This is a genomic window from Massilia sp. KIM (assembly GCF_002007115.1).
Taxonomy (GTDB): Bacteria; Pseudomonadota; Gammaproteobacteria; order Burkholderiales; family Burkholderiaceae_D; genus Telluria.
On sequence record NZ_MVAD01000010.1, the window covers coordinates 1 to 3646 of the forward strand.

3 protein-coding genes and 1 rRNA gene are annotated in these 3646 nt (G+C 59.4%); 1 reads left to right on the forward strand and 3 read right to left on the reverse strand.

Annotated features, from left to right (window positions below):
• Positions 1 to 346: 346 nt before the first annotated feature.
• The gene (locus tag B0920_RS25225) at positions 347 to 1582 is read right to left on the reverse strand and encodes an RtcB family protein (RefSeq protein WP_078035459.1); all 1236 of its coding nucleotides are present in this window, start codon (positions 1580 to 1582) and stop codon (positions 347 to 349) included.
• A 239-nt stretch (positions 1583 to 1821) separates the two neighbouring features.
• Between B0920_RS25225 and B0920_RS25230 the strand changes: the two genes are divergently transcribed.
• Positions 1822 to 2292 (forward strand): DUF6328 family protein, encoded by a 471-nt coding sequence (locus B0920_RS25230; RefSeq protein ID WP_078035460.1) that lies wholly within the window; start codon positions 1822 to 1824, stop codon positions 2290 to 2292.
• Between the two features lie 410 nt (positions 2293 to 2702).
• Here the strand turns inward: B0920_RS25230 and B0920_RS25235 are convergent, their stop codons facing one another.
• Both B0920_RS25235 and rrf read right to left on the reverse strand, forming a co-directional pair.
• Complete coding sequence (locus tag B0920_RS25235) at positions 2703 to 3332, reverse strand: DJ-1/PfpI family protein (protein ID WP_078035461.1); 630 nt, start codon at positions 3330 to 3332, stop codon at positions 2703 to 2705.
• 160 nt (positions 3333 to 3492) lie between these two features.
• Positions 3493 to 3605: ribosomal RNA gene (rrf, locus tag B0920_RS25240) — 5S ribosomal RNA — on the reverse strand.
• Positions 3606 to 3646 lie beyond the last annotated feature (41 nt).

A 3646-nucleotide genomic window follows, 5' to 3' on the forward strand; every position in this document is an offset into this window, starting at 1 on the left:
AGAAGGTTCGTATTTTTTGTGAACATTTGATAATTTAAGTAATCAATGACCGAAGTCACTGGCACCTTCATCAAACGCCCACACTTATCGACTGTTGATTGTTAAAGAACTTCGGATTCTGTCTTGCCGCGTTGTCGACGAAGCGTTGTGTTCGTCAGCAGCAGAGGAACGAGATTATGCAGTGTTTCGCGATCTTCGTCAATCCTGTTTTTGCTTCGTCGCAGATATTTCTGCTGAGCTTGTCATCGTAACCACTTGATTACGTTAACGATTTCCTGCCCTTGCCGAAGCGGACGCGCACTATAGCAAATACGCCGGGACCAACGCAAGGGGCACCCGCGCGGGATCACCCCTTCACGCAGACAACCTGTTTCAGCGTGTGCACGACCTCGACCAGGTCGCGTTGCGCATGCATGACGGCATCGATGTCCTTGTAGGCCATCGGGATCTCGTCGATCACGTTCGCGTCCTTGCGGCACTCGACACCCTCGGTCGCGCGCTCCTGGTCCGCCACCGTGAACCGGCGCTTCGCTTCGGTCCGGCTCATGGTGCGGCCCGCGCCGTGGCTGCAGCTATGGAAGCTCTCCGGATTACCCTTGCCGCGCACGATAAAACTCTTCGCGCCCATGGAGCCCGGAATGATCCCAAGCTCCCCTTCCCTCGCGGACACCGCACCCTTGCGTGTGACCAGCACGTCCTTGCCGAAATGCCGCTCCTTCTGTACGTAATTGTGGTGACAGTTGACCGCTTCCACGTGCGTCTCGAAGGGCTTGGTGATTACGGTGCGCACGGCCGCGATCAGGTTCTGCATCATCACCTCGCGATTCATGCGCGCGAACTTCTGGGCCCAGCTCACGGCTTCGACGTAATCGTCGTAGTGCTGCGTGCCCTCGCTCAGGTAGGCGAGATCCTGATCGGGCAAGTTCGCCAGGTGGCTGCGCATGTCCTTTTTTGCGAGCTCGATGAAATGGGTGCCGATGGCATTGCCGACGCCGCGTGAACCCGAGTGCAGCATGAACCAGACGAATCCCACTTCGTCCAGGCAGACCTCGACGAAGTGATTACCGCTCCCCAAGGTCCCCAGGTGACGGTAATTGTTCGTGTTTCTCAGCGACGGCGCTTTCTGGCAAATGCGGTCGAATTCATCCTTGAGCTTCATCCACGCGGTGTCGACCGACGCCGGCGGCGCTTCCCAGGAGCCCACGTCGCGTCCGCGATGCCCGCGTGTCTTCGGTGACATGCCATGAGGAACGGCGCGCTCGATCGCGCTGCGCAGGCGGGAGAGATTATCGGGCAGATCGTTAGCGGTGAGCGTCGTCTTTGCGGCCATCATGCCGCAGCCGATATCCACGCCGACCGCAGCCGGAATGACGGCGCCCAGGGTCGGGATCACGCTGCCGATCGTCGAGCCTTTGCCGAGGTGCACATCGGGCATGACCGCAATGTGGTGGTAGATGAAGGGCATGCGCGCCGTGTTGGCGAGCTGCTGCCTGGCAGCCTCTTCGACCGGCACACCCTCGGTCCACATCCTGACGGGACGCCCTCCCTCTACCTGCATGATCTGTTGGCTGTTCTCGTCCATGCTTATCCCCTTCAAAATCCGCCATCACCCGAGAACAATCGAGACGATATGCCAGGATTCAAGTGCGGAAGCGCTAGCCGGCATTATGTGGCGGGTGGCCAGGCTTCTATTGCGGCATGCCCACGGCTCGGGCTTGCCATTGCCGGCGTCCTGTCATCTGCAATCCGGTCCACGTGCTCCACCGCGGTTTCAAGCGTGCGCGCATTGAAGGTACTCAGCTTTACGCGTACTGTTCAGGTATGCAAAGTGAGTCTACAAAAACCGAACGCATCGATTCGGAGATGCGCAACATCATCGAGGAAGCCCGGGTCATCCTACCCGGAGTCCAGGCCCTGTTCGGCTTCCAGACCATCGCAGTGTTCAACGACAGATTCGAGGACCTTGCGGCTCACGCGAAGGCTTGTCACATCCTGGCCCTGGTGATGGTCATTGTCGCGGTGGCGATGGTTATGACGCCGGCCATCTACTATCGGACCTGTCGTGGGCATGTCACGGAGAACATGCTGCGCTTCACCTCGCGGATGATACGGGGCGCGCTTTGCCCGCTTGCGCTCGGCCTGGCGCTCGACATGTTCACGGTGATCTACTTGGCGACCGAAGGCATGCCCGCGCGCATGCCGGTCAGCATAGGCGCCTCGGTCGGAACGCTGACCCTGCTTGCGACGCTATGGTTCTTGATCCCACACAGAGCGCACAGGCAGTCGCGTTGAAGAGAATGCTCCCTCGCTGGCCCGTATGTGAAACCGCGTACAGATGAGCTCGCTTGCTGACGGTTAATCTTGATTTCAATGAGAACCGCTGCAAGTCCCAATCCCAGGAACCACATAGGCTCAAGGCGGTCGTAGACACGTCGGCACCTGCCGACGCACAGAAACACAGAATGGGCGACACTCGCCAACCCGAAGTTCCGGTGATCGGGGGGAGCGAAGAGGGTGACGAGTGTTAGCCCAGCCGTACATGGCACCGGCGGCCACGGCGCAACAGGAAACGCGAGCGCATCAGCCCGCTTCCTACCGTGCCGCGGTGCTCAACGGCTGGGACTGGCCATGACAGCCAGTTGAACAAAGCCTCGGCGGATAGCCGAGGCTTTTATTTTTTGTGCTGCCCCATGTGCGAGAGGCTAGCCGGAAGGCTGCATCGAAGCGACAAGCTCCTCGTACCAGCGTGATTGGCGCGTCTTGTGCAGCCGATACCAGGCCCTGGCGGTTTCCGGGCGCCAGACCTTCAGCATCTTCAATATCTCGTAAGTGAACTCGAGCGGGGCAAGGCCGGTTGCGGTGATGAGATTGGCGCCGCGCACCGCCGGCTTGTCCCTGAAATGTGCTTCGCCGCGATAGGTCGGACAGACCTGTTTAAGGAAGTCGAGATTGTCGCTGGTATGGCGACGCTGATCGAGTGCGCCGATCGTCGCCAGGCCGATGGTCGCGCCGCAGATCGCGGCCACCTGATTACCCTGGTCGAGGGCGTCGCCGGCACGCTCGAGGAAGGGCCGCGCGGCTGGCGTGGTCCAGAGGTTGGAACCGGGAAGCACGAGCAAGTCGTCGCTCTGCAACTGGAGCTCGTCGAGAGAGAGATCGGGCGTGTAAGTAATGCCGCCCATGCTTGTGACGGCATCGCGCGAGAGGCCGACCTTCTGGAGGCTGAAGTCGATGGACGGGTCGGCGAAGAAGCGGCGGCTGTGCAGTTCGGCGGTGAGGTAACCGACTTCCCAGTCGGCCAAGGTGTCGAGCACGGCGAGGTAGACGTTCAAGGCGGGTTCCCTCCAATCAGGTGTGCCGGAAATCTTACGCTATTGGACGCTGTGGTTGAAATTCGTATCCACCAGTACGTCGTAGACCTGCAGTATAAAAGGCAGCGCAGAAAGCAAAAAAGCCCGCTCAGATCACTGAGCGGGCTTTTTCTTATAACTAGCCTGACGATAACCTACTTTCACACTGGTTGCAGCACTATCATCGGCGCAAAGTCGTTTCACGGTCCTGTTCGGGATGGGAAGGGGTGGGACCGACTTGCTATGGTCATCAGGCATAACTTGTATGAGTCGCAGCGGTTTGCGCTACGGCTCTG